The organism is Paenibacillus cisolokensis, assembly GCF_050481165.1.
Taxonomy (GTDB): domain Bacteria; phylum Bacillota; class Bacilli; order Paenibacillales; family Paenibacillaceae; genus Paenibacillus_AH; species Paenibacillus_AH cisolokensis.
Window position 1 is genome coordinate 1 of sequence record NZ_JBCNFP010000107.1, and the last position, 2981, is coordinate 2981.

The 2981-nt window shown below is 44.9% G+C and carries 2 protein-coding genes and 1 pseudogene; 1 reads left to right on the top strand and 2 read right to left on the bottom strand.

From position 1 onward, the window contains the following. Together ABEV74_RS17665 and ABEV74_RS17670 are read right to left on the bottom strand one after the other, a co-directional pair. On the bottom strand, window positions 1-244 hold a 244-nt coding region (locus tag ABEV74_RS17665), incomplete at its 3' end, for an alpha/beta fold hydrolase (RefSeq protein WP_430148012.1). A gap of 164 nt (window positions 245-408) precedes the next feature. Then, window positions 409-814: pseudogene (locus ABEV74_RS17670) on the bottom strand (SDR family NAD(P)-dependent oxidoreductase); the annotation flags it as partial. A gap of 183 nt (window positions 815-997) precedes the next feature. Between ABEV74_RS17670 and ABEV74_RS17675 the strand changes: the two are divergent. Beyond that, window positions 998-2791 carry an ABC-F family ATP-binding cassette domain-containing protein gene (locus ABEV74_RS17675; RefSeq protein WP_430148014.1) on the top strand — a complete coding sequence of 598 codons (1794 nt, stop codon included), beginning with the start codon at window positions 998-1000 and terminating at the stop codon, window positions 2789-2791. Window positions 2792-2981: the final 190 nt, after the last annotated feature.

Genomic DNA, 2981 nt, shown 5'->3' on the forward strand with positions numbered 1-2981 from the left:
CGGGCTTTCGAAATTTAGGCTCAATATTTGGATACCACATCGTAGCACTAAAGCCAAAACCGTTAAGAAGCACTAAGGGTTCTCCGGTGTTAGGACCGGAAGCGATCACATGGGTCTTTCCATATTCTGTATCTACATAGAGAGATTCATATGGAACTGGCCACAAAGACAATGTCTTGGCATAGGCCTCCATGTAATTCTGCTCAAGTTCGCGACTCTTAAACATAGCTGTTGTTCCGTTCATCCATTCATCCGCCTCTCAAAATCTCGATACCATGACAAGAATTAATAAGACAAGACTCTCATATGAAAAAAATGCCATCTTCTTCGGAATAATCGCAATAATTAAAATAATCATATCTCCGAATCCAGGCAGATGCAATCTTGATATGTCATTTTTTCTTGAACTTATAGGGTTTGACCGCTATCCACTGTGATAATTTGACCCGTCATCGCTTCTTGTTCTAAAGTTGCACAGATCATTTGTGCGATATCTTCGGGTGATGAAATGCGCTGAAGTAGAAGATTTGGAGCTAATTTCTTCATTTGGTCTTCCCTTCCTGACCACCATCTTGTAGCAACGGCACCCGGCACGACGCAGTTAACTCGTATGTCGGGGGCTAGCGCACGTGCTAATGATTTAGTAAGTCCATGCACAGCTGATTTGGACACGGCGTAAGGAAGCGAAGCCTAATCCGTTTTGTCCGGCGATGCCGAGATTAACGATCGCGCCGTGTTTATTTGTCTTCATAAAGGGAGAAACGGCTCGAGCGCAGAAAAACATGCCTTTTACATTTACATCAAACAATTCATCCATTCTGTGGGATGCGTAACTTATGGAGCGCAAGACCTAAGCGAATATCCTCATAAACGGGGCCTGGTCTACCCATTTGAACTTGGCAGCAAAGAGTGTTAGTCTGAGGTCCGGCAAACTCCGTATTCATGTTCTGCAGTATCTCTAATCAACCCCATTACAGCTACCAAGAAAGGTAACGCGATGATCAAAGTTGAACGCTTATCCTTCTCGTTCCCACAAAAAGAACTGTATACCGACATTTCGTTCACGCTCGAAGAAGGGCAACACTGCGCCTTTATTGGAACAAGCGGCAGCGGGAAAAGCACCCTGATCGAGATCCTGATGGACCCGGGAAAGCATTTGTTCGACGGTAAGTTGGAGATCGATCCGAACTGCCGAATCGGGTACGTTAGTCAGTTCTTGCAGGTGGACCCGGCGAAAGAAATGACCGTTTTTGAATATATCAGTGAAGAATGTACCAAGATTCAAGAGAAGCTCAACGCGATTTATGCCGAAATGGCGACGAGATCGGATATGGATTCGTTGATGGAGGAGGTTCAACTCGCTCTGGACGCGTTGGAATCGATGGGCGGGGACGATTTCGAAAGCGGCATCAATAAGAAGCTGAATCTGGCCAATCTCGCAAAGTTAAAAGACGTTAGCGTAACCTCCTTAAGCGGCGGGGAATTCAAACTCATTCAAGTCATGAAGGAAATGTTGACCAATCCGGACTTAATGATCATGGACGAACCAGATGTATTTTTGGACTTCGAAAATCTGAACGCGCTCAAAAAATTGATCAACTCCCACAAAGGCATGCTGCTGGTCGTTACGCACAACCGCTATCTTTTAAACCATTGCTTCAACAAAATCATTCACCTGGAAAACACGCAAATTCAAGAGTTTGACGGAAGCTATATCGAATATCATTTCTCGCTGCTTCAGGCCAAAATCGAGCTGCAGGAGATCGCCGTCGCTGAAGCAGAAGAGATCGAGCGATACGATCAAATCATCGACAACCTTAGAGCGATCGCGACTTATAATTCAGAAGCATCCAGAGGCCGAGCGTTAAAAGCCAGAGTGAAGTTCCAGGAAAGACTGGAAGCGCGAAGAATCAAAGCGCCGTTCGTCGAAATCAAGCAGCCGAATATCAGCTTCGGGATTGAACATGAAATGGAAGACGCTGTTGTCGTAAAAGTCGATAATTATAGCGTGGCCTTCGACGAGCTGCTGTTGGAGAACGTAAACTTTGAGATCAAATCCAAGGATAAAGTCGCTATCATCGGTCCGAACGGCACCGGGAAAACGACTTTGCTGCGGGACATCTTCCGAAACAATCATGAGTCGATCAAAGTTCATGCGGATGCGAGAGTGGCTTACTTATCTCAGCTTCAAGGCGAGACGCTGCAAGATTCGAATACGATCCTGCATGAATTCATCGACGCCGGATTTAAGACTTATGACGAGGTCAGAGCTTATCTGTTGAACTACGGCTTCGAAGGAGAAATCCTTGAGCAGAAGTTAGAATCGTTGTCCGGTGGGGAAAAAAACATGCTCCAATTGGCTAAAGTCGCAGCAAGGCAAGCCAACCTGCTACTGCTTGACGAACCGACGAGTCATTTAGACATCTATTCGCAGATTGCGCTGGAAAAAGCCATCGTAGACTATAAAGGTACGATCATTATGGTTTCACACGATTTCTATTCCGTCGTAAACGGGATGGATTATGTGCTGATCGTTGAGAATAAGACCATTCGAAAAATGAGTATGCGTAAATTCAGACAGATGATCTACGCCAGTCATTTCGACAAAGACTACTTGGAAATTGAACAAAAGAAAAAGTCGGTCGAAATGCAAATCGAATCGGCTTTGAAAGATAAAGATTTCGAACTTGCGAAAGGATTGGTCGACGAGCTGGAAAATTTATCAAGCAGCTGTCTGCGCTCTAGTATGCGCCACTGCTCGAATGGTTTAGACCAAGATCGAACCAAATGAGAAAGATGATGGGCAGAGTGAGATTGCGGTTACAGCGAATTCGCCGTTAGCCCGTTACGGTGAACCGTATCACAAGTAACGGCAAGTTTTTATGCTAACCGTAAGGATTTCGACCATGAGTGTCGAAGTTTTTTATGTCTATCTTGAAAATCTAAGTACGCTTAAAGTAACCCTGAATTTCGAAAGTACA